This is a genomic window from Staphylococcus sp. GDY8P67P (genome assembly GCF_017892545.1).
Taxonomy (GTDB): Bacteria; Bacillota; Bacilli; order Staphylococcales; family Staphylococcaceae; genus Staphylococcus; species Staphylococcus ureilyticus.
In genome coordinates this window covers 41,910-63,138 of sequence record NZ_JAESLH010000019.1, presented here as the reverse complement: position 1 = coordinate 63,138, position 21,229 = coordinate 41,910, and the positions used below count along the sequence as shown (strand labels likewise).

Here is a 21,229-nt window from a genome sequence, read left to right as displayed (position 1 = left end):
ACAATTGCTTATCAAATTGTCAATCCTATCTTGATATTTAGATAAAATATGAATCATTAACCTGCCAACCTTGTGATATAAGGTTAAAAAAACTTCAAGTTAATCTACTAAAATTAACTTGAAGCTTTTGTTTTTAATGGTAATATTGTTACATCTATAGTACACGTAACCATTGTACGATTGTTGATATTAGATAACCTGTAGGTCCCACAGGCCCTTTATAACTTGATTTATTCGTAGTAGCAGGCCCTGCGATATCAAAATGTAAATGTGGTGTATTACCTGCAAAATGATTGATAAATGTTGCTGCAAACAATGCTTTACCTTGACCATTGGTATGGTTAACTAAATCAGCCACTTCACTTTTTCTTATCAGTGCTTGTTCTGTGTCAGTAATCGGTAATTCAAAGACTTTTTCATCCATCATTTGTGCTTGTTGTAGAATAGATTTTAACGTAGTGTCAGCATTTTGATTAAAAACGGCAGCTTTATCTTCACCTAACGCAGCTACAGCAGCGCCAGTTAACGTTGCAAAATCTAATATTATACTTGGCTGAAATTGATTTGCATAAAATACAGCGTCACCTAAAACAAGGCGCCCCTCTGCATCAGTATTTAATACCTCTACTGATTCTCCGCTAAGTGCTGTGTAAACATCATCTGGTTTCATTGCTTCGTCATTCACCATATTTTCAGCAGCGGCAATAATTCCAACAATATTTAGTGGCAGTGCTAATTGACGAGCAGCTTCGATCATTCCTATTACATTTGCTGAGCCACACATATCAAATTTCATGGTCTGCATACCTGTTTTTGATTTGATTGAATAACCACCTGAATCATACGTAATGCCTTTACCTACGAGTGCGATAGGATTTTCTCCTGGTTTACCACCATTATAAGTCAACGTTATTACGCGTGGACCATTTTTAGAACCTTTACCAACTGCATGAATTAACCCAAAACCTTCTTTTTGTAAAGTTTTATTATCTTTGATATCAACTGATACGTTAGTGTCATTAAATTGTTTTTGTATCAGTTCTGCATAATAAGCTGGTGTCAATATGTTAGGTGGTATATTACTATAATCACGTGCTAAATTAACAGCAGTTGCAATAGCCTCTCCTCGTTCAATAAACTCGACAATGTGATTTTCTTCTGTGTGAATCTCTATTGTTAATTGATAAGGCGCTGATTTATTAGTTTTATAACCATCAAAATGATAGATAGATTGTTTACTTTGTTTACCAAGAATTTCTGCTATTAATTCCGTTTCTACTTTTTGAGATTTAAACGTGTTAAACAACAATGATGCTTTAGTTATCCTTTTGCTATTTAAAGTTTGAAATAAATTTCCGAAGATTTTTAAATAATCATTATATCCTAATGTTTTAGTATTTCCTAAGCCCACAGTAATCAGTTTATGTGCCTTCTCATCTACTTTAAAAAATGTACTCGAAATCGCTCCAACATTGGTGCTGAAAATATGATGTTCTTTTAAAGGGGATAATAAGTCTTTTATGTCATTTCCAGCAATTTGTATCGACTCTAATTGATTTAAATGTTCAGGCACACCTACAATAATTGTTTCTTGTTCAATCTTAGAAGTGTTATTTATAACTGTTTTCATCAAACATCCCTCATTTCAATTTATTCTGTCACATTGTATCATTTTAATGTCGGATCATTATAAAAATGATAGATTATATCATACTATATATAAAATTTGAGGCTGAGACAATTTATGTCTCAGCCTCAATATTTATGGTCAATAGATACATATCTATTGGTTATCAGTTATTAAAATTTACCTTTTTTAAATGCTAAACCAATACCACCAAGTTTGAATACTGCACGTGTATCGATTACTTTTTTCATAAATGCAGCTTTTTTGCCTTGGATATCTTTACCATAAACAACACCAACGCCATCGTTAGCACCTAAAGAACATACTGTACCACGATCAACATATTCAAACTCTTGAGTAGGTTGACCTTCTAAAATATTTTTAATGTTCTTAGCAGTGTGCTCGCCTTCTTGCATAGCAATTTGTGCTGTTGTAGGTAATGGGCGTTCTTCACCAGCTGGAATAAATGCAGAACAATCACCTATTACAAAAATATCATTATAACCATCGATTGTTAAATCTTGATTTGTAACGATACGGCCGCGTTTAACGCCTTCGAATGATTCTTCCATTAACTTACTACCACGAACACCTGCTGCCCATACAACTGTATTTGCTTCTAATTGTTGTTCTTCATCATTAACTTTAACTACGAAACCTTTTTCATTTGCAGCAACAATCGGTGTAGCAATTTTAAATTCAACACCTTTACTTTCTAAATAACTAACTGCATGGTTTACTAATTCATCAGAGAATTGAGGTAACATTTTTGGAGCAGCTTCTACACAAGTAATTTTAACTTTTGTTTGATCTACACCATATTTGTTACATAACTCAGGGATACGGTCAGTTAATTCACCTAAGAATTCAACACCTGTAAAACCTGCACCACCAACGATAATAGCTAAATCTTTATCATCTTTATTTTTAGAAGCAGCGTAGTTAGCAAATTTATCTTCAATATGGCGCGCTAATTTACGTGCAGTTAAAATATTTTCGATTTGGAAAGCATGATCTTTCATACCTTTAATACCAAATGTTTCACTTTCGAAACCTAAAGCAACAACTAAAATATCAAAATCAAAGATTCCTGCATCAGTTTCTACTTTTTTAGCATTGCGATCAATTTTTGTAACTTCTGCTTTAATGAAGTTTACTTTATTCTTATTGATTACGCTTTCAACTGGATATAAAACATCTTCATAACTAATTGTTCCAGCTGAAGCTTCATGTAACCAAGTTGCTTCATAGTGATAATCATTCTTATTGATTAATGTAATTTCAGCTTCATCAGCTGAAAGTTGCTTTTGTAATTTGGTAATAGTTTGTAACCCAGCGTAACCAGCGCCTAAAACTAAAACTTTTTTACGTTCTTGAGCCATTTCATTCACCTAAGCTTTCATAATTTTTTTGTTGCGATCGTCTTTTTATAATTTACTGATTTACATAGAAATTCACAAAAAAGACATTTTTCATCCAACACTAATTTTATAGTTTTTATAGTTTATTTTCAAGCCGAAACGCATATATTGTTTATTTTTTCACATAAACAGATAAAAGACTATAGTTCTAACCACATTTAGTCGAACTATAGTCCATAAACACTCGGTTTAAAATTTTTAACAATCTTCTGGAGAACCAGAAACTTTTGCAGTTCTGAATGAACTTCCACAACCACAAGATGCAATTGCATTTGGATTGTCTATTTGGAAGCCACCGCCCATTAACGATTGCTTAAAATCAATTTTTGTACCTTCCAATACTGGTATATCATATTTATCAACTAGCACTTTGACACCGTGAAATTCAAATATTTCATCATTTTCACTAGGTTCAGCTTCTGCAGACATACCATACGTTAATCCTGTGCAACCGCCACCATTAACTTTGATTTTCAAAAAGCCATCTGGCATATCATTCTGTTCCATCATATCTTTAACTTCGTATGCTGCCGCTTCTGTTAGTTCAACTACTGCCATTGAAATTACCTCCCTAAAAAATCCATGTTTCTTCTATATGTGAATAAATATTTTGTAATAAGTCGTCTGGTGATTCTCCTTCAACAATATCACCGTTTACTAATGCATACAAGCCACTTGAGCAAATGCCACAATTTTGCAGACATCCATATTCTAAAACGTCTACACCTGGATCATTTTCAAGTTGATTATATACATAATCTCCACCTTTCGCTAAATTCGAAATGCAGAACTCAACTATTGGATTCATATTACACCCTCTCAATTAATTATCAGTTTAGTAATTATAACAAAATCACATCACTTTTGACCACTTACTAGCTTATATGAATTAATCATTCATTTTGTTGTTTTTGTAACAATTCAATTAAAACAAAACACGTTTTCGTATAAAATGCCATTCACACTAATTTTTTATATTGTTATAATCATATTGTATTTTTAAAGATTTATGTTTACAAATTACAATTCATCACGTTTATTTGTAGAAGTATATAAAAAAGCATATAATATATCTAAGTAAGCTTATTATGAAATTGGTATTTCGTTCAATGAAGACGAATATGATTTAACCAAATTGTATTTATTGACTTACATTGACGACAAGAGATAAAAATATTATTTATTAACAAAAAATAAACTGTATTTTTATCAAATTGCTCAATATATTTTTACTAAAGGGGTATCATAAATGAAAAATTTAGTACTATTGGGTGGCGGATATGGAAATATGCGCATTATGTCTCATATTTTACCATCGGCACTTCCTGAAAATTATTCTATTACATTAATTGATCGTATGCCTTATCATGGTTTAAAACCAGAATTCTATGAATTAGCTGCTGGTACTAAATCAGACAAAGATATTCGTATGAATTTTCCCGATTCAGAACGTATTAATATTGTGTACGGAGAAATCAATGATATTAATTTAGAAGATCAAATTATTTCAGTTGGCAACACAAAAGTAGATTATGACGAATTAGTCATTGGACTTGGTTGCGAGGACAAATATCATAATGTCCCAGGAGCAGCAGAATACACACACAGTATCCAAACGTTATCAAGTTCACGGGAAACATTTCATCATATCAGTGAATTACCAAATGGAGCAAAAGTGGGTATTGTAGGTGCGGGTTTAAGTGGCATCGAATTAGCGAGCGAACTTCGCGAAAGCCGTAAAGATTTGCAAATATACTTATATGATCGAGGAGAACGTATTTTACGTCGTTTTCCAGAAAAGCTAAGTCGTTATATAGAAAATTGGTTTAAAAAGAACGATGTAACGGTAGTTCCAAATTCTGATATTAATCGTGTGGAACCTGGTAAAATTTTCAATAACGATGTACCTGAACCATTGGATTTAATCGTATGGACTGCTGGCATTCAACCTGTGGAAATTGTTAGAAATTTACCAATTGATATTAGCAGAGATGGCCGTGTCATCCTAAACCAATACCATCAAGTCCCAACCTATAAAAATGTATACGTAGTTGGCGATTGTGCAGATTTACCTCATGCACCTAGTGCACAACTTGCTGAAGTTCAGGGAGACCAGATTGCTGATGTTATGAAATTACAATGGCAAGGTAAACCTCTACCAGAAAAAATGCCAGAACTCAAAGTTCAAGGCTTCTTAGGTTCCCTTGGTGATAAAAAAGGGTTTGCTTACATCATGGATAGAACCGTTACGGGTCGTTTAGCTTCAATCTTAAAATCTGGTGTGCTATGGTTATACAAATATCACAATGGATAAATTTTAATCAGTAATTATAAAGACACGTCTTCCTATACTTTATTAACATGCGTAAAAAGTATAGGTACGTGTCTTTTTAAAAAATAATTAAATTAATGCGCATCCATAAATTGAGTGATATCTCTCAATTGTACATACCCATCTGAAACGTATTCATCATTCATCGTTACAAGCGGATAGAACAATTCATCATCTTGAATACGCTCAATATATTGTTGATCATGATCAGTTAAATTTTCAGTATCCTTTTCTATATCAATATACGTAAACTCAAATTGGATATCTGGATACTTTCTTTTGAGCAATGGTTGCAACCAATCAAAAGTATTACGCGCTGTTGGCGCATTAACACAGCTTGCACAAACAACATCTGCACCATAAACGACTACACTTACTTTATTCATTTTACTTATCCCCTTTTGTCTCGATTGATAGATTTTTCTTTATATATCTATTATAATAAAAAGATAGACAGAAAATGAAATAATATACTTGAAAGGAGGCATTTCCATGCCAACTGAAAACGTAACAATGTTTGATCAAGTAGCAGAAGTAATTGAAAAACTACGTCCATTCTTACTACGTGATGGCGGCGACTGTTCGCTAGTAGATGTAGAAGATGGCATTGTTAAACTTCAATTGCACGGTGCATGTGGTACATGCCCAAGTTCAACAATCACATTAAAAGCAGGCATCGAACGTGCTTTACATGAAGAAGTACCTGGAGTAGTAGAAGTAGAGCAAGTATTCTAGTTGATCAACTTATAAATAAATTAAACAACAAAAACGTCAAATTTTATAGAATTCTTCGTTTATGAATCTTTCATCAAATAGCTGATTTATAACAAAATGCACTTTCATTTAAACATGAAAGTGCATTTTTATATTAAAACCAGAAATAAAATTGAAAATTGTATGATAGCGAAGTGATTTGACTTTATTGCTTAAATTTATACAAGTCATTCCTGACGTAATCAGCACGCTGTTCATTTTTAATCAAAGGCAGAACCGATAAATAAAATCAGTAAACACGATAGAAAATCCATAGTTGCGATTTCCTATCCTAGTCAACATTTTAATCATCATTCAAATCATTCATCCTTAATTTGAAAGTAGTTATTTGCGCATGTGCTGAGCAATGTGCTCACTAATATAAACCCAACCTTTCCATCCTATATGGACGGCATCACTGATAACATAAGGTTCATAATCTTTATCTGTCATGTCGTAAATTTTCCCGCCACGACTAATAACTGTGTTCTTAATTTTATTATATACTTTCTGACGTTTTTCTTTATTTACACCTATGTGATCGTACCATTTTCCATTTGATGGAAGACTAATATATTCAATATCAGCACCAGCCTCTCGCATAGTATCTACCAATAACTCCAAATCTTTAAATTCTGGAGAATTACTATTAAATTCATAATCTCTGTTCACTTTACGCTTATGCTTTTTTATTAATTGCCAATACTCATCTCTAATTTTAAATATATTTGATTGTGAATGTTTAGCACCATAGTATTCAGCTTTATTGCGAAGCATCCCCCAACTGTCATCTTGTGCAGTTACCGGTGTAATGTCTGCTAACTCAGTATTTGCAAGAGGTAAATTCGACTTTATTGCTTCAATTTTTTCAAATTGATTCATTTTAAATGATGATACATATTGGTCATTGTCACTAATTTTACCTTTAGCTACTTTTTCTAAATAGTTTCGATTTTCTACATTTTTAAATCTTAATAAACGTTTGGCATAGCGCTGTTTAAGTTCTGGGCTTAAATGCTTTTGCTTAAATAAGCGGTTCAACTGTGCTTTAGACATACGTGCATCAAAATTTTTATTAGTTAATCCATGGTTTGTAAACCATTGCGGCGATATAATAAGTGACATTTTCTTTCCTTTTAAATGATCATATTGTGAGGCTAATTCCACAGCATTAATTAAATCTGTAGAACCACCTGTGCCAATTAGAAATGGTTGCTTAGCATGCATATTGTTATCGCGCAACAATATAGATGGATTAAACGGGTCATCTTTCCCAAGTTCACTAGAACCGTAAATTGGATAAAAATGATTCGACTTAAACATCTGCTCTTGGATTAACGTACCTTTTAACACTTGATCTGATAATGAAGTACGTTGATTATCTAACGTTTTCTGAGTAATTAATCCACTAAACCAACTAGAAGGTAATATTAAGAAAATCCCAAATAAACATAAACTGATGATAATTGGTATAAAATGTTTTAATTTCATCTTAATTCTTCTAATACCGCTGCAATCTTATTTGGTGTTGCCCATTCATCTCTGTCAAAGTCCATAATTGAAACCTCAATATCTAATTTGTTTTGAATTTCTAATAATAAACCGACCGTTTGGAATGAATCTATAATACCTTCTTCAAATAATTCAATGTCAGGGTTTTCTTTCACGATATTATTTTCAGTGACTTCAACTAATAAATCTAATACTTGTTCTTTAAATTCCATTATTATTCCTCCTAATTTTAAAACAGTTTTCCTGAAAAAATCAGAAAACCAAATGTTACAAAATGAAATGTTACAACAATACTCAAAGCAGTTGTAAACTGGTTCTGCCAACGTGGACGATGTTTTTTTCTCCATTTTTCATAATAGCCATATCCAATAAATAATGCTGCATGATACAACCCATACAAAATGTAATAAAGTTCTATACCATGCCATATGCCCATTATTAAAAAGTTTAAGAAAAAGGCTATATTCGACATTGCAAATTGACTTTTTAGTAATTTTTTCTTTGACATAAAAAATAATGACCGCATATAAATACAATCTCTAAACCAAAATGATAGTGACATATGCCATCTATTCCAAAAATCTTTAATATTTTTAGCTTTAAATGGCTGGTTAAAGTTTTGTGGCGTTTGAATACCATAAATATAGCTAAACGCAATAGCAAAAAGTGAATATCCTGCAAAGTCAAAAAATAAATATAAACTGTATGCGTACATATATAACCATTTTGTGATAACACCAGAAAAATCGAGCATTAATGGATTAATTGCAAATGTTTGTATCAAATAAGCAATAATATATTTGTATAAAAATCCAAGCATAATGTAATGTATTGCTTTGACAAATAAACCATTATAGTCACTTCCACTCAGAATTTTATTGTCATCTTTCACAAAACGTTTGTAACGATCAATTGGTCCTGAGGAAATGGTTGGAAAAAACGATATAAACTGTACGACTTTCCAAAATTTAATCTCTTTGATTGAGCCATCTCTAATTTCCATTAATAGTTGAACACTTTTAAAAGTAACATACGAAATGCCTAAAAATCCGATGAATTCTATGACTTTACTCTCATGTAGTTTTAACTGTGCCATTCCAAACCACGAACTTTGCATAACTTTCACAACAATAAGTGGCAAAACAGAGAGAAAAATAACCGATATAAATTTTGCTGTTGTATTATTTTTAGCACGAGAATTCCAGTAATATATGATAATCAACACTTGCCAAATTAAATAAAGGATAAAATTTATCAGTTCTAAACTCAAAAAAGCTTGTCCAAATAGATGATGCTTATTCGATGAAAATATTAATATAATCATGACTGCTGTACTCAAACCATTATAAATTTTGCTCTGCTTACCCATAAATCCTAATATAATAACTGGTAACAAAATAACAAATGCTATAAGAAAGAATGTAAAATCGCCGTATGGAATCATTTCTCTATAGCCTCAGCAATCTTTTTACGATCTAATTTTCCATTCATCGTAAGCGGTAATTTCTTCATATATATTAACTTTTTAGGAATCATATATTCGGGCAATACATGTTTTAATTCCGTTTTTATTTCATGAGTTAAAGTTTGAACGTCTTCGTGGGTTTCGCAATCACTTAAAATAACTGCAGCATTTAAATGAATGACTTTGTTATTTTTATAAGTTGGTACAACAACTGCATCTCTGATTTTTGCTAACTTTCGCAATTGAAACTCTATTTCTTCTAATTCCATACGATAGCCGTTTAATTTAATTTGATAATCTATTCTTCCATTAATAAACCATTGGTTATCAATCAATTGTGCTTTGTCACCAGTATAATAAGATTTCTCACCATCCAATTTGGTAAATACTTTTTTTGAACGTATGTCATCTTTGACATACCCTTCACTTACGCATTTACCTGAAATGATAAGTTCACCTTCGTCGGTTAACGATAACTTCGTTCCCGGTTGAGGTATACCTACTGGTAATGGATTATATTGATTTAAAACTTCATCTGTAACTAATATACTTGTGACTGCTACCGTAGCTTCTGTAGGGCCATATGTATTGTAAATGTATGCAGATGGGAACCGTTGAAGCAATAGTTCTGCTGTTTTATGTGCCAAAATCTCACCACAAAAGAAAAATTCTTTCAAATTACTATAATATGTTTCCGTTAAGCGTGGCAGCATAAGACACATTTCCATAAATGAAGGCGTAGATACCCATACATTTATTTTTGCTTCTTCTAACATTTGATTTAATAATTTTGGTTTATTTATCATTACTTTATCTACTAAGTTTAAGGTTCCAGCAGTCATTAAACACGGGTATATGGACATGACAGATAAATCAAATGAAAAAGGCGCTTGATTGAGCCATTGTTGATTTGAACCAACTTGATTGAGTTCTAACATCCAATTTGTAAAAAGATTGAGACTTTCATAACTGATTTGTACACCTTTTGGTGCTCCAGTAGAACCTGATGTAAAAATAGTAAAAGCAATATCAGAATCTTTTATATTACTTACTGTGGTGTCATCTTGTTTTACACTTGATAATGAATCTTTTGAAATAAAAGAAACATGCTCTATTTCTATTTGTTCATCAGTAGTATTAAATATATATTGTGGCTCTATTTTATTTATAATTGATAGCATACGATCTTGAGGGATAGAAGTATCTAGGGGAACATAACCACAACCTGCCTTCATACTACCTACCATTCCTACAATCATATACGGGGACATATGCCCGTATAAAATCAATGGTGTTTTAGCATCTTTTAATATCATTGCAAGTTGGTTGGCTAACCGATTTAGTGCTTCATAGGTCAAAATTTCGTCATTATGTTTAACTGCAACTTGATTTGGACAGTTTTCTCCATGTCCTATTAAAGTTTGAATGATGTCTTTCATGATAGTCTCCTTAATTAAAATTCATTGTAAATAAAGTTATTGTGTGTATCACCTGTACCATAAATTAAATATAATGCAATTAATATAGTTAGGTACATTACTGTCAATAACCATGGCTTGAATTTTTGTAAAGCAGTATGTTCTTTATCGTTTTTGTGCATATTTCACCTCTAAAATTTATATAAATTCAACATTAATCATCTTCATTAAATTATTTTTTATATTTTACACCTTATTGTATATAAGTTATTCAACTTTTTCACCAATTAATTATACAATTTTTCCTACATCATTACAATTAAATATTTGTGCATATATATAACAAAATTGTTAGATAGTATATAAATAAATAGAGTATTATTTTAAAATTCAAAAAAACACACAATAAACTCATTTAAAAGAATTTATTGTGTATTAATTTTAACTATTCTAACCCAAGATATAGTAATATACATGAATGTAATGACCCTTTTTATCAAATGAGGTGAGCATCCTCGATTTATTAAGTAAGTTCAAATTACGCTATTTAATGTAATGTTCCTAAAAAATAAGCTGCCAATCACCCGAGCTAAACAGGTAATAAGCAGCTTAAATTCGTTTCAATCATTTATACAACGGGCGTTTTAGGATCTTTTTCGTCTAATACTAGCTTTATATTATCTACGCACAGTTGTATCATTCGGTCTCTTGTTATAACCGATGCACTACCAATATGTGGAAGTATCGTTGCATTGTTCATTGAGAGTAATGGATGTTGCATATCTATGGGTTCCTCTCTTAAAACATCTAAACCACATGCTTTAATTTCTTCATTTTGCAACGCCTTCACTAATGCTTCTTCATCGACAACAGCACCTCTACCGATATTGATAAAAATCGCATCTTTTTTCATCATTTTAAATGCCTTATCGTCAAATTTATCACGTGTTTCTGCAGTTAATGGTGCCGTACAAATGACAAAATCACTCTCTTTTAATAATGTTTCAAATGAAACGTATAATGCACCAAGTGCTTCTTCATCATCTTTATGTCTGGTTCTATTATGATACATTATATTCGTATTGAAACCTTTTAGGCGTCTCGCGAATGCTTTTCCAATATCCCCCATACCATAAATACCAACGTTAGCTTGATATAAATCTTTACCAGCAAATAAATACGGCCCCCAACTCTGCCATTCACCGTTTTGAACATATGTTTCCGCTTCGACTACACGTCTTGCTACTGCAAGCATTAAGGTAAATCCTAATTCTGCTGTCGTTTCAGTTAAAACACCTGGTGTATTCGTCACAACAATACCCTTACTTTGCATCAAATCAATATCTATATTATCATAGCCTACTGCCATGTTTGCTATGACTTTCAGATTTGGTGCAGCTTCAATCACTTCTTCATCCATTATTTCACTTAATGTCACAAAACAAGCAGTTGCGTCTTTTAAAGCAGTTAAAAACTTTTCTCGTGGCATAGGGGTCAATGACGCATCCCAAACTTCTACTTCACCGATGTCCTCTAATTGCTTAATAAATTTCTGTGGAATTTTTCTACTAACTACGATTTTTTGCATTCAATCACTCCTAAATTTCGAGTTCTTTGATTACTTCATTTAAGTCTTTAAAACTATATGTTGGCGGTGTTGCTTTTTGATTAACATCATCTAAAGTTGATACACCTGTTTGAACATGTATTGTATCAACATCAACATTGATTCCAGAAAGTATATCTGTATCATATAAATCACCTATCATTGCAACTTCAGAGCGATCTAACCCTAAAATTTCCAAGGCTTTATTCATAATAATAGGTTCTGGTTTACCAATAAATATTGGTTCAACACCAGTAGAGACTGACACAACGCTTGTAATCGCGCCATTACCTGGTAAGAATCCACGTTCTTTGGGAATGGATACATCTTTATTAGTTGAAATAAATTTTGCACCGTTTCGAACACCTAGCGTAGCAGTTGCTAATTTTTCATAAGTTACAGCTTCATCCAAACCAATAACTACGTAATCTACATACTCATCATCTTTTATTTTCAAATGATGTTGCGTTAACGCTTTTTCTAAACCTGAGCCACCTAACATATAGATTGAAGCGCCTGGTTGTTCATCAGCAATATATTCTGCAGTTGCTAGAGCAGACGTCACGACTTCATCTGCTGTAGCATCAACTCCCATCGCTTTTAATTTTTCTGCTACTTCTGTAGGTTCTTTGGTAGAGTTATTCGTAACAAATAAATGAGGTATTTGATGCTTGTTTAAGTATTCAATAAACTGCGCTGCACCATCAATTTTTTCATTTCCTTTGTACATCGTACCATCCAAATCAATGAGATATGCTTTGTACTGTTTCATCAAAACTTACTTCTCTCCTTTTTGTCCAAATGCTGTTATAGGCACATTTTCATTATCCAAAAATTGTATTACCTCATCGATAAATTGTTGATAATAATCAAGTGTTTTATCAAAAAGTGGTTTTAACTTTGTAGTATCGAGCTCGTCATAATAATGAACGAATTGTTTTCTAACATCTACAGTTTGGTTAATATTACTTTGAGTATCTTTAGTGATTACATTTTCTAACTCTAAAATATCGATGACATCTTTATAATTGCCTGGATCTCTTAAAATAAAGCCATCAATAATCATATTACCAATATCTACCGATGATTCGATCAACATTTGTGAAATTCTTTCAAATGCATAGTGATTATCTCTATATTTCGGATAATCATTTACCAATTGTTGTAAGTAATTTATTTTTTTATCTAACTTTTCTTTATTAACAAAATACATCTATGTCACCCCTATCATTCTCATCATACCACACCTTTGCAGTCGAATTCATTTATGGTTATACTGTAAATTAAGACTTTTTATTTCATTAAATGATTCGAATGATAAAAAACTTTAATAACTCAATGATGAAAGGGTGTTTATTATGATAGATATGTACCTCTATGACGACGATGAATCATCACAGGTACAATTTGTAGGTTTCGTCGGAGAATATAGTCGTTATGATTTAATGCTCATACAAACTGATCGCCATTTTGGAAAAACAATGGTTTTAAACATGCAAACAAATAAATTTGGCATTATTGGTACAGATGATTTAGAAGAAGAAGGCTATATTGCTTATATTTTAGGTGTAACTGAAAATGAAGGCAATGAAATCACTGAATACCTCAATCAAGTTATACAATAATTACCACGATAAACGCACATGTTTAGATAATATTGCTTGCATAAAATCACTTCAATTTGTTAGCAATTAGTTTATCCAATATTGCTAATGAAATTAATGCACATGATATGTCACAATGTCATGAATCATTCAATAATAACTGCTTGATGTAAGGCTGAATCACCTACGATAATCAGCCTTTTTCATTAGGCACCATATTTCAATCATAGAAAAAGGCTACGATACTAAACCTTAAATCTCGGTTTAATATCGTAGCCTAACTTATTAATAATATGAAACTAACTCTAAATTTACATCAACTTAGTGCTCAGTATCTTGAATTGTTGGTTGGATTTTGACATCTTGTAATTTATTTTCTTCAAAAGGTATTTCTGCATTTTCATCCTCTGTTTCAATTCGGGATTTAATCTCACTTTCAGGAACTTTTCTTAAAATAAAATACGGACATCCAAAATTGCAGTATTCTAATAAATAATCTTGAATTGTCGAAAAGCGCTTACTTAATTCAGCCTTTTTATTCGAGTCTTTATAGAATCCTTTTAACCTTAATTGATCATATCCAAAATCTCCTACAATATAATCATATTTATCTAAAATGTCTGCGTAACGATTTGCAAATAATGTTTCATCAAAACATTCTCTATATTCTTCTATAATTTCAAAATAAAAACTATTAACTTTTATCATTATACTCACCTAATCTAATTTTCATTACTCAATTTAACCACACAGTGTCTGACTTAAAAAGGTTAGTAATCTATTTTTATAATTGCTAATAAAAGACTTAGCCCAAAGTGAGTTAACGTGCGTCGTTAATTGCTCTAATTGAACTAAGTCTTTAAATACAATTTCTATATTTTAACTATTAGAATCCATGTTAAGTTGTTCTTCACCTAAGCGATGTCTTTCTTTTGCAGCTTCATTCACTTGCTCATCTGCATGATAAGAACTTCTCACAAGTGGTCCAGCTTGGCAATGTTTGAAACCTTTATCCATTGCTACTTTTCTTAATTTACCAAATTCTAATGGTGTATAGTATTTTTCAACTTTTAAGTGTTTACGTGAAGGTTGCAAATATTGGCCGATAGTCAAGATGTCTACATCATTTGCACGTAAATCATCCATTGTTTCATAAATTTCTTCGTGAGTTTCCCCTAGTCCTACCATTAAACTAGATTTTGTTGGTATATCAGGTTGTAATTCTTTAGAACGTCTTAAGAATTCTAAAGTACGGTCATAAGTCGCTCTAGCACGAACTCTTGGTGTTAAACGACGAACTGTTTCAATATTATGGTTTAAAATATCTGGTTTTGAAGCCATTAATGTTTCTAAAGCTTCGAAGTCACCACCCATATCAGATGGTAATATTTCTATTGAAGTATAAGGGTTACGCTCACGTACTTTACGTACTGTTTCAGCATAAACATTTGATCCAGCATCTCTTAAATCATCACGTGCAACCGCTGTTATAACAACATGTTTTAAATTCATTAATTCAACAGATTCTGCCACACGCTCTGGCTCATCTAAATCTAACTCATTTGGCAATCCGGTTTTAACCGCGCAGAAACGACATGCACGCGTACAAACTGCACCTAAAATCATAAATGTCGCAGTACGACGCTCGCCCCAACATTCATGTATGTTTGGACATTTTGCTTCTTCACACACTGTATGTAAGTTCTTTTCTCGCATCATTTTCTTAAGACCAGTGTAGTTTTCGTTAGTATTCAGTTTTATTTTCAACCAATCTGGTTTACGTAAAATTTCTTCATTTTTAGTAGCCATAACCGTACAATTCCTCCTGATTTCAAATCTGTAATCATTATAACGAAAATCGGATTAAATTAAAACGTAAAATGTAATATTTTAATATTCGAGCAATTTATCTTTATAAATATCTCTTAAAAATTCTGGCATTAAGTAATCTATAGATTGTTCTTTAAGCGTTGGGAAATAACGACCAAATGTATACATATCAACAGTACCTAGCACATAACTTTTATCGTCTTCAATTTCTTCTCCGTTGATAAAATATCTTGCTTCAGATTCGATTAATCCTAAATTATAAAGTATATAACCACCAAATATATCTCCTCTAAAACCTAAACCTTGTGCATGTTCATTTAGATATTCTTGCTTTTGACTTTTAATGATTATATTTTTTAATTCTAGACCGTTTAAGCGGATGCGAACAGCATTAATAGGATGAGGTAACATTTGATGTATATCAAATTCCGTCACTTGATCCGCTGAAATACCTTTTACAATCAATCCTGCATTAATAATTGTGCAGTCAGCATTCGTAAATTCAAATATACTTTCAGCTAACATATAAGACGTCTTTGTTATTACATCTGTCCTTCTCTGCAAATCAACTGGTCTATTAATAACTGGATCGCTTAACAGTGCTTTACCTTCTTTTTCGAAATGTGTTTCTACTTCCGGCAAAGTGTCTACTGGATAAATCACTGCTTGTTTATCTACAACTTTTTTTTGGTCTATCTCTAATGTTACTTCACCTAAAAAGTGACCATATTTACCAGCAGCTGCCATTAGCACACCATTATTCATTTCACCATTTTCAAAATAATGATGTGTATGACTACCCAATATTAAATCAATTTCAGGAATTTCTTGGCATAATTTTTCATCAAAAAACACACCCACATGACTCATAATAATCAATAAGTCATACGCATCTTGATGTGCGCTAATTTCATCTTTAATCGCTTCTAATGGATTCGTAACAACCCAATCCAAAGCCCTATAAAATGGTGTGAATGGCGCAGTGGCTGCAACAAATAAGATTCTCACACCTTCAATCTCTTTGATGATTGATGATGTAATATTTCGAGGTAAGTCACCCTGTTCGTCAAAAACATTTGCACAAGTTACATCAAATTCTGCATTGTCATAAAGTGTGTTTAATGCATCATGTGATATTGTCATACCTTCGTTATTACCAATAGTTGCTATATCACAATGTGCTTGATTTAAAAGCTCAACATTTTTGATTCCCATAGTAGCTTCTGTAACAGGAGCAGATAAATCTACATGGTCTCCAATATCTAAATAGAGCGAGGGATGATTTAATTTTGGTCTCTCTTGAGCTAAATATTCGGAAATACGAGCATACTCATGCAAATGACTGTGAATATCATTTGTATGGTAAATAGTTAATTTCACCTTGGTACCCTCCTCTTAGTTTATAAAAATGACTTAATAATTAAATATAGTCCCATTATAAGCATAACTGTTCTTAATAACATAACCACAGTATTTGATTGTATGGATTGATTGACTTTTACACCAATTTTCGCACCCAAATAGCTAGAGATGATTAATACAATAGAATATACCCAAGCTACATGTCCTTGTGCAATATGTCCAATAGAACTCATCACGCTGGAAAAGAATATCATCATCATACTTGTACCAACTGCGACATGTGGTGGAAATCTAAAAACAATTAACATTAGCGGTGTCATAAGTGCACCACCACCAATACCAAACAATCCCGTCAAAACACCTATAAATAACGTTGATATAAATGCCACAATTGGCGGAACACTATAATGATGTATTTTTCCATAACCGTCTACATATGTACGCTCATACTTAGGCTTAATAAACATTTTCATTGGTTTTATATTATTTCTTATCATAAGCAGAATTGCTACGAATATTAAGAAAATACCAAAATATAAATTAAAAGAATCTAAAGTTAAAAAACGACTTAAAATTGATCCAACCAAAGAGCCTGGTAACAAACCAAATAAAAAGATGGAACCATTTTTGACGTCAACTTGTTTCGTTTTTAAATAACCTAATGTTGACGATAGTCCTGTCACGATTAATATTAATGAAGATGTTCCTATGGCAATCTGAGGTGTGATGCCATGTAGTAAATCATTTTCTACGCCCAAATAAACTAAAGTTGGGACGATGATAATACCGCCACCAATGCCCACAAGTGAACCCAATATGGCTGATAAACCACCAATTAAAATCAAAATGATTATTGTTAACATATCTGACCGCTCCTAAAATAATTTTAATTGTTGTGGTGCTAAGCCTTCATAATCAATGCCTAATAATGTTTGGTATGTTTTAGCATTTTGTGCAGCATGACCACCGGAGTTATTATTAAACACGACATAAATATTTTTAGCTTTTTGTTCTAATAATTTCACTTTTTGCGCTAAATCATTAAGTTCTTGCTTATTATAATCATACAAATATCTAACGTCTCTCCAAGCTTCATCCGTCATGTCTTTTTTTGTCCATCCATGTTCGTTTCTACCATGATAACGCACAAATGCTGTTTCGTTTGTAATACGATTGACTAATGGTATAGAACCTTGGCCTACTTGTGGTTCATCACATACCGCATGTATCATGTCATGTTCAGTTAAAAAAGCTAATGTTTCTTCTTTATACTTATCATTAAACCAGGATTGATGTCTAAATTCTATACAGACAGGAAAATCCTTCAACTGTTCTCGTACATATCGAATATATTTAATGTTTTGAACTGTGCAGTCAAACCAAGGTGGAAACTGTACTAATACCATCGCTAACTTTTTTTCAGATTTTAATGGCGCTAACATCGCTTTAAACTGATCAAAAAGTATTTGTCTTGATTCAGCAAAATCATGATAATCTGCATGAAGTGTTAATGCCTGATGAATTTTAACAATAAATTGAAACCTCTCAGGCGTTTCTCTTATCCATTTCCTAATATTTCTTTCAGGTTGTATCGCATAATACGATGCATCTAATTCTACAATGGGAAAATGACTTGCATATGTAATCAACTTATCTGATTTACGTTGCAAATCTTCATACAAAATATCATGGTCACCCCAACCTGTTAAACCAATATTTATCATAGTATCACCAGTTACATGATACCATAGATGATTTATAAGATTCACTTGATTAAATTTTATTCTTCAATTATTTCAACGGTTAAAGTTAAGAAAATCAACGGTCATTTTAAAAGATTCAATAGATACAAAAATCAAAAAAGTTGCTATCATTTATTAAATAGCAACTTTTATTAAAACATCTAAAGATTAATCATCATTGAGTATGCGTTCTGTTTCTTGTACGATATCAGCTATCAATTGAGCAGCTGAATTCGGTTGGGATAACCTTGGACTTTGTCCGCTCCATAAATGCGTCCATTGTTCCTTACCTAAATCAGCAGCAGTTTTACGAATACTATTCGTCAATTGATTTTGAATAGGATAATCTGGAATATCATCAGCATAACTTTCCATCTTGTGTATAAATTCATTATCGATACCTCTAGCTGGTTTTCCCGTAAAGGCTTTTGTGATAACAGTATCTGTTTCTTTGCTCTGCTGTATTGCATTTTTATATAATGTTGAAGCTCCACTTTCTTCTGAAGTTAAAAATGCTGTTCCCATTTGTACAGCCTCAGCACCTAGCACCATACTTGCAACCACACCACGTCCATCCATAATGCCTCCTGCTGCTATAACTGGAATAGATATATTATCCACGATTTGTGGAATCAATGACATGGTACCAACCAATGGCGTGTGTTCACCAGAAGTCACAGTGAAAGAACCTCTATGACCACCCGCTTCACTACCTTGAGCAATAATCGCATCCATTCCTGCGCTTTCATTGGCTTTCGCTTCTTCAACAGAGGTTGCTGTGCCTACCACAGTAATCTGACGCGCTTTCAATTTTTTGATAATATTTTGATTTGGGATCCCAAAAGTAAATGATACTACAGGAACCCCTTTTTCAATCACCATATCTATGGCATCGTTAAATTGCTGTTCTTCACTAATATCAATCACAGGTTCCTCTAAGTTTAAAGCTTTTCTATAAGGTTTTAACCATGCATTCATGTGTTCTACATTTTCTGGAATATATAATTGTTCACTTGGAACAAATAAATTAACGGCAAAGGGTAAGTCAGTTAATTCTTGCACATAAGTTATCTCAGAATCTAATTTTTCTGGAGTAAAATAACCTGCTCCAATCGTACCAAGTCCACCACTATTACTGACAGAAGCTACTAATTCCGGTGTCGTACTACCTGCCATACCTGCCTGTATGATTGGAAGCTTGATATTCAACATTTTGGTCACCTTTGATGAAAAGTGCATACAAAACACTCCTTTTATTGAAATACAATAACCTAAATATCATTGAAAATTTATTACTAAAGTTTTTATTTTTTATTATAAGCTTGCATTTGTGCGTCTAATTTTTCTCGTTCTTGTTCATCCATTTCATCTTCAATTTCCATACCTAGCATCTCTTCAATCAAGTCTTCATGAGACACAATGGCATCTGTGCCACCAAATTCATCTAATACAATCGCTAAATGTTTGCGCGACACAGTCATTTTTCTGAGCACCCATTCTGCTCTATTATGTTCATTCACAAATAAAGGTTCTGAAGTATATTGTAAAATATCATTTGACTTTTCTTTACTCCATGCTAACAAATATTTTGAATGGAAAATGCCAATAATATGATCGATATCACCATCATATACTGGATAACGTGTATATGGATTCGTCACGACAGTATCATATGCATCTTCATAAGATATATCAGCCGGAAACGCGGTTACATTAATCCTCGGTGTTGTATCAATATTGGTTATTTTTAATTGTTCAAAATCCATAACACCTTGGATTCGATTTCGTTCCATTTCATTAAATGCACCTTCGCTACCTGCAATTGTAACCATCTGTCTAATTTCTTCTTTTGATAACCGTTGTTGATCTTCTTGTCCTTTGGAAAGTAAATTATTAATCATATCCGTTAACCAGTTTAACAATTTCGTAATTGGTTTAAATATTATGACAAAAAATGCAATTGGCGTGTAAACCAATCTAGACATACGATCTGGATAAGTTGCAGCAACAGATTTTGGAATTACTTCAGAAATAATGATGATAGCAACCGTTGTCACTGCAGTAGCTATACCAACGTTCACGCCAATATCCACTGCTAAGACTGTCACCAATGTAGGTAAAATAATATTCGCAATATTATTTCCAATTAAAATTGTAGTAATAAACTCACTGGGTTTTGTAAGTAGTTTTGATAATTTAGCGGATTTTTTATCTCCATTTTCAGCTTCAGTTTGTATTTTCATCCTATTTGCAGCAGTTAAAGCTGTTTCACTACCAGAAAAGAAGAATGAAGCAAATAAAAGTATGATTATAGCAATAATCATATCAGCATAACTCCTTTTTGTATTCTATAAAATTTTAAACGATATGTATCAATTCCCTCATATTACAATGCATAAACGCATTTCTAACTATTAGAACTACGTTTTCAAAACAATACGAATAAAAAAACACGAGGTGATACAAATTTGAATCCCAAAAGTATACGGGTATCAAAATAGTATCACTCGTGTTTTATATTTAATCATTTACTGTAAAACCAAATTTTTGATTATCA

23 protein-coding genes are annotated in these 21,229 nt (G+C 32.3%); 3 read left to right on the top strand and 20 right to left on the bottom strand.

Annotation, left to right across the window (positions count from 1 at the left end):
• Positions 1-154: 154 nt before the first annotated feature.
• From KA833_RS07165 to KA833_RS07150, 4 genes are all read right to left on the bottom strand, one after another.
• Positions 155-1,630 (bottom strand): leucyl aminopeptidase family protein, encoded by a 1,476-nt coding sequence (locus KA833_RS07165; RefSeq protein ID WP_210128680.1) that lies wholly within the window; start codon positions 1,628-1,630, stop codon positions 155-157.
• Positions 1,631-1,800: 170 nt separating this feature from the next.
• Positions 1,801-3,009, bottom strand: a complete 1,209-nt coding sequence (locus tag KA833_RS07160; protein WP_046207523.1) for an NAD(P)/FAD-dependent oxidoreductase — start codon at positions 3,007-3,009, stop codon at positions 1,801-1,803.
• A 237-nt stretch (positions 3,010-3,246) separates the two neighbouring features.
• Complete coding sequence (locus tag KA833_RS07155) at positions 3,247-3,606, bottom strand: HesB/IscA family protein (RefSeq protein ID WP_046207522.1); 360 nt, start codon at positions 3,604-3,606, stop codon at positions 3,247-3,249.
• Between the two features lie 13 nt (positions 3,607-3,619).
• Positions 3,620-3,856 carry a YuzB family protein gene (locus tag KA833_RS07150; protein ID WP_019469672.1) on the bottom strand — a complete coding sequence of 79 codons (237 nt, stop codon included), beginning with the start codon at positions 3,854-3,856 and terminating at the stop codon, positions 3,620-3,622.
• Positions 3,857-4,297: 441 nt separating this feature from the next.
• Between KA833_RS07150 and KA833_RS07145 the strand changes: the two genes are divergently transcribed.
• Entirely contained in the window at positions 4,298-5,362 is a 1,065-nt protein-coding gene (locus KA833_RS07145; protein WP_064209459.1) for an NAD(P)/FAD-dependent oxidoreductase, read from the top strand.
• 92 nt (positions 5,363-5,454) lie between these two features.
• On the opposite strand, the gene KA833_RS07140 is transcribed toward KA833_RS07145, so the two are convergent.
• The gene (locus KA833_RS07140; RefSeq protein ID WP_064209460.1) at positions 5,455-5,766 is read right to left on the bottom strand and encodes a YuzD family protein; all 312 of its coding nucleotides are present in this window, start codon (positions 5,764-5,766) and stop codon (positions 5,455-5,457) included.
• A gap of 106 nt (positions 5,767-5,872) precedes the next feature.
• Between KA833_RS07140 and KA833_RS07135 the strand changes: the two genes are divergently transcribed.
• Positions 5,873-6,115, top strand: coding sequence for a NifU family protein (locus KA833_RS07135; protein ID WP_019469675.1), 243 nt, complete (start codon positions 5,873-5,875; stop codon positions 6,113-6,115).
• Positions 6,116-6,478: 363 nt separating this feature from the next.
• Here KA833_RS07135 and dltD read toward each other — a convergent pair whose 3' ends face one another.
• The 8 genes from dltD to KA833_RS07095 all read right to left on the bottom strand — a co-directional run bounded on the left by dltD (position 6,479) and on the right by KA833_RS07095 (position 13,347).
• Positions 6,479-7,624 carry a D-alanyl-lipoteichoic acid biosynthesis protein DltD gene (dltD, locus tag KA833_RS07130; protein ID WP_210128681.1) on the bottom strand — a complete coding sequence of 382 codons (1,146 nt, stop codon included), beginning with the start codon at positions 7,622-7,624 and terminating at the stop codon, positions 6,479-6,481.
• Entirely contained in the window at positions 7,621-7,857 is a 237-nt protein-coding gene (gene dltC / locus KA833_RS07125) for a D-alanine--poly(phosphoribitol) ligase subunit 2 (RefSeq protein ID WP_046207518.1), read from the bottom strand. Before dltC ends, dltD begins: the two co-directional genes overlap by 4 nt.
• Positions 7,858-7,874: 17 nt before the next feature.
• Positions 7,875-9,089: a D-alanyl-lipoteichoic acid biosynthesis protein DltB gene (gene dltB, locus KA833_RS07120; RefSeq protein ID WP_046207517.1), complete on the bottom strand. Its 1,215-nt coding sequence runs from the start codon at positions 9,087-9,089 to the stop codon at positions 7,875-7,877.
• A complete protein-coding gene (dltA, locus tag KA833_RS07115; protein ID WP_210128682.1) occupies positions 9,086-10,549 on the bottom strand; it encodes a D-alanine--poly(phosphoribitol) ligase subunit DltA in 1,464 nt (487 codons plus the stop codon). Before dltA ends, dltB begins: the two co-directional genes overlap by 4 nt.
• Before the next feature lie 14 nt (positions 10,550-10,563).
• Entirely contained in the window at positions 10,564-10,710 is a 147-nt protein-coding gene (locus KA833_RS07110) for a teichoic acid D-Ala incorporation-associated protein DltX (RefSeq protein ID WP_046207515.1), read from the bottom strand.
• Between the two features lie 446 nt (positions 10,711-11,156).
• On the bottom strand, positions 11,157-12,116 hold the full coding sequence (locus tag KA833_RS07105; protein ID WP_046207514.1) for a 2-hydroxyacid dehydrogenase: 960 nt from the start codon (positions 12,114-12,116) through the stop codon (positions 11,157-11,159).
• 10 nt (positions 12,117-12,126) lie between these two features.
• Positions 12,127-12,906, bottom strand: coding sequence for a TIGR01457 family HAD-type hydrolase (locus KA833_RS07100; protein ID WP_073343673.1), 780 nt, complete (start codon positions 12,904-12,906; stop codon positions 12,127-12,129).
• A gap of 6 nt (positions 12,907-12,912) precedes the next feature.
• The gene (locus tag KA833_RS07095) at positions 12,913-13,347 is read right to left on the bottom strand and encodes a DUF86 domain-containing protein (RefSeq protein ID WP_210122938.1); all 435 of its coding nucleotides are present in this window, start codon (positions 13,345-13,347) and stop codon (positions 12,913-12,915) included.
• Positions 13,348-13,492: 145 nt separating this feature from the next.
• On the opposite strand from KA833_RS07095, the gene KA833_RS07090 reads away from it, so the two are divergent.
• The gene (locus tag KA833_RS07090) at positions 13,493-13,759 is read left to right on the top strand and encodes a DUF3055 domain-containing protein (protein ID WP_046207511.1); all 267 of its coding nucleotides are present in this window, start codon (positions 13,493-13,495) and stop codon (positions 13,757-13,759) included.
• Positions 13,760-14,059: 300 nt separating this feature from the next.
• Here KA833_RS07090 and KA833_RS07085 read toward each other — a convergent pair whose 3' ends face one another.
• From KA833_RS07085 to KA833_RS07055, 7 genes are all read right to left on the bottom strand, one after another.
• Positions 14,060-14,446, bottom strand: a complete 387-nt coding sequence (locus KA833_RS07085) for a YutD family protein (protein WP_064209465.1) — start codon at positions 14,444-14,446, stop codon at positions 14,060-14,062.
• 171 nt (positions 14,447-14,617) lie between these two features.
• Positions 14,618-15,547, bottom strand: coding sequence for a lipoyl synthase (lipA, locus tag KA833_RS07080; RefSeq protein ID WP_046207509.1), 930 nt, complete (start codon positions 15,545-15,547; stop codon positions 14,618-14,620).
• Positions 15,548-15,628: 81 nt separating this feature from the next.
• Positions 15,629-16,948: a bifunctional metallophosphatase/5'-nucleotidase gene (locus KA833_RS07075; protein ID WP_046207508.1), complete on the bottom strand. Its 1,320-nt coding sequence runs from the start codon at positions 16,946-16,948 to the stop codon at positions 15,629-15,631.
• 20 nt (positions 16,949-16,968) lie between these two features.
• Positions 16,969-17,793 carry a sulfite exporter TauE/SafE family protein gene (locus KA833_RS07070; RefSeq protein ID WP_204179768.1) on the bottom strand — a complete coding sequence of 275 codons (825 nt, stop codon included), beginning with the start codon at positions 17,791-17,793 and terminating at the stop codon, positions 16,969-16,971.
• Positions 17,794-17,805: 12 nt separating this feature from the next.
• The gene (locus tag KA833_RS07065; RefSeq protein WP_046207506.1) at positions 17,806-18,654 is read right to left on the bottom strand and encodes a DUF72 domain-containing protein; all 849 of its coding nucleotides are present in this window, start codon (positions 18,652-18,654) and stop codon (positions 17,806-17,808) included.
• Positions 18,655-18,840: 186 nt separating this feature from the next.
• A complete protein-coding gene (locus tag KA833_RS07060; RefSeq protein ID WP_046207505.1) occupies positions 18,841-19,911 on the bottom strand; it encodes an NAD(P)H-dependent flavin oxidoreductase in 1,071 nt (356 codons plus the stop codon).
• Positions 19,912-19,976: 65 nt separating this feature from the next.
• Positions 19,977-20,996, bottom strand: a complete 1,020-nt coding sequence (locus KA833_RS07055) for a hemolysin family protein (protein WP_046207504.1) — start codon at positions 20,994-20,996, stop codon at positions 19,977-19,979.
• Positions 20,997-21,229: the final 233 nt, after the last annotated feature.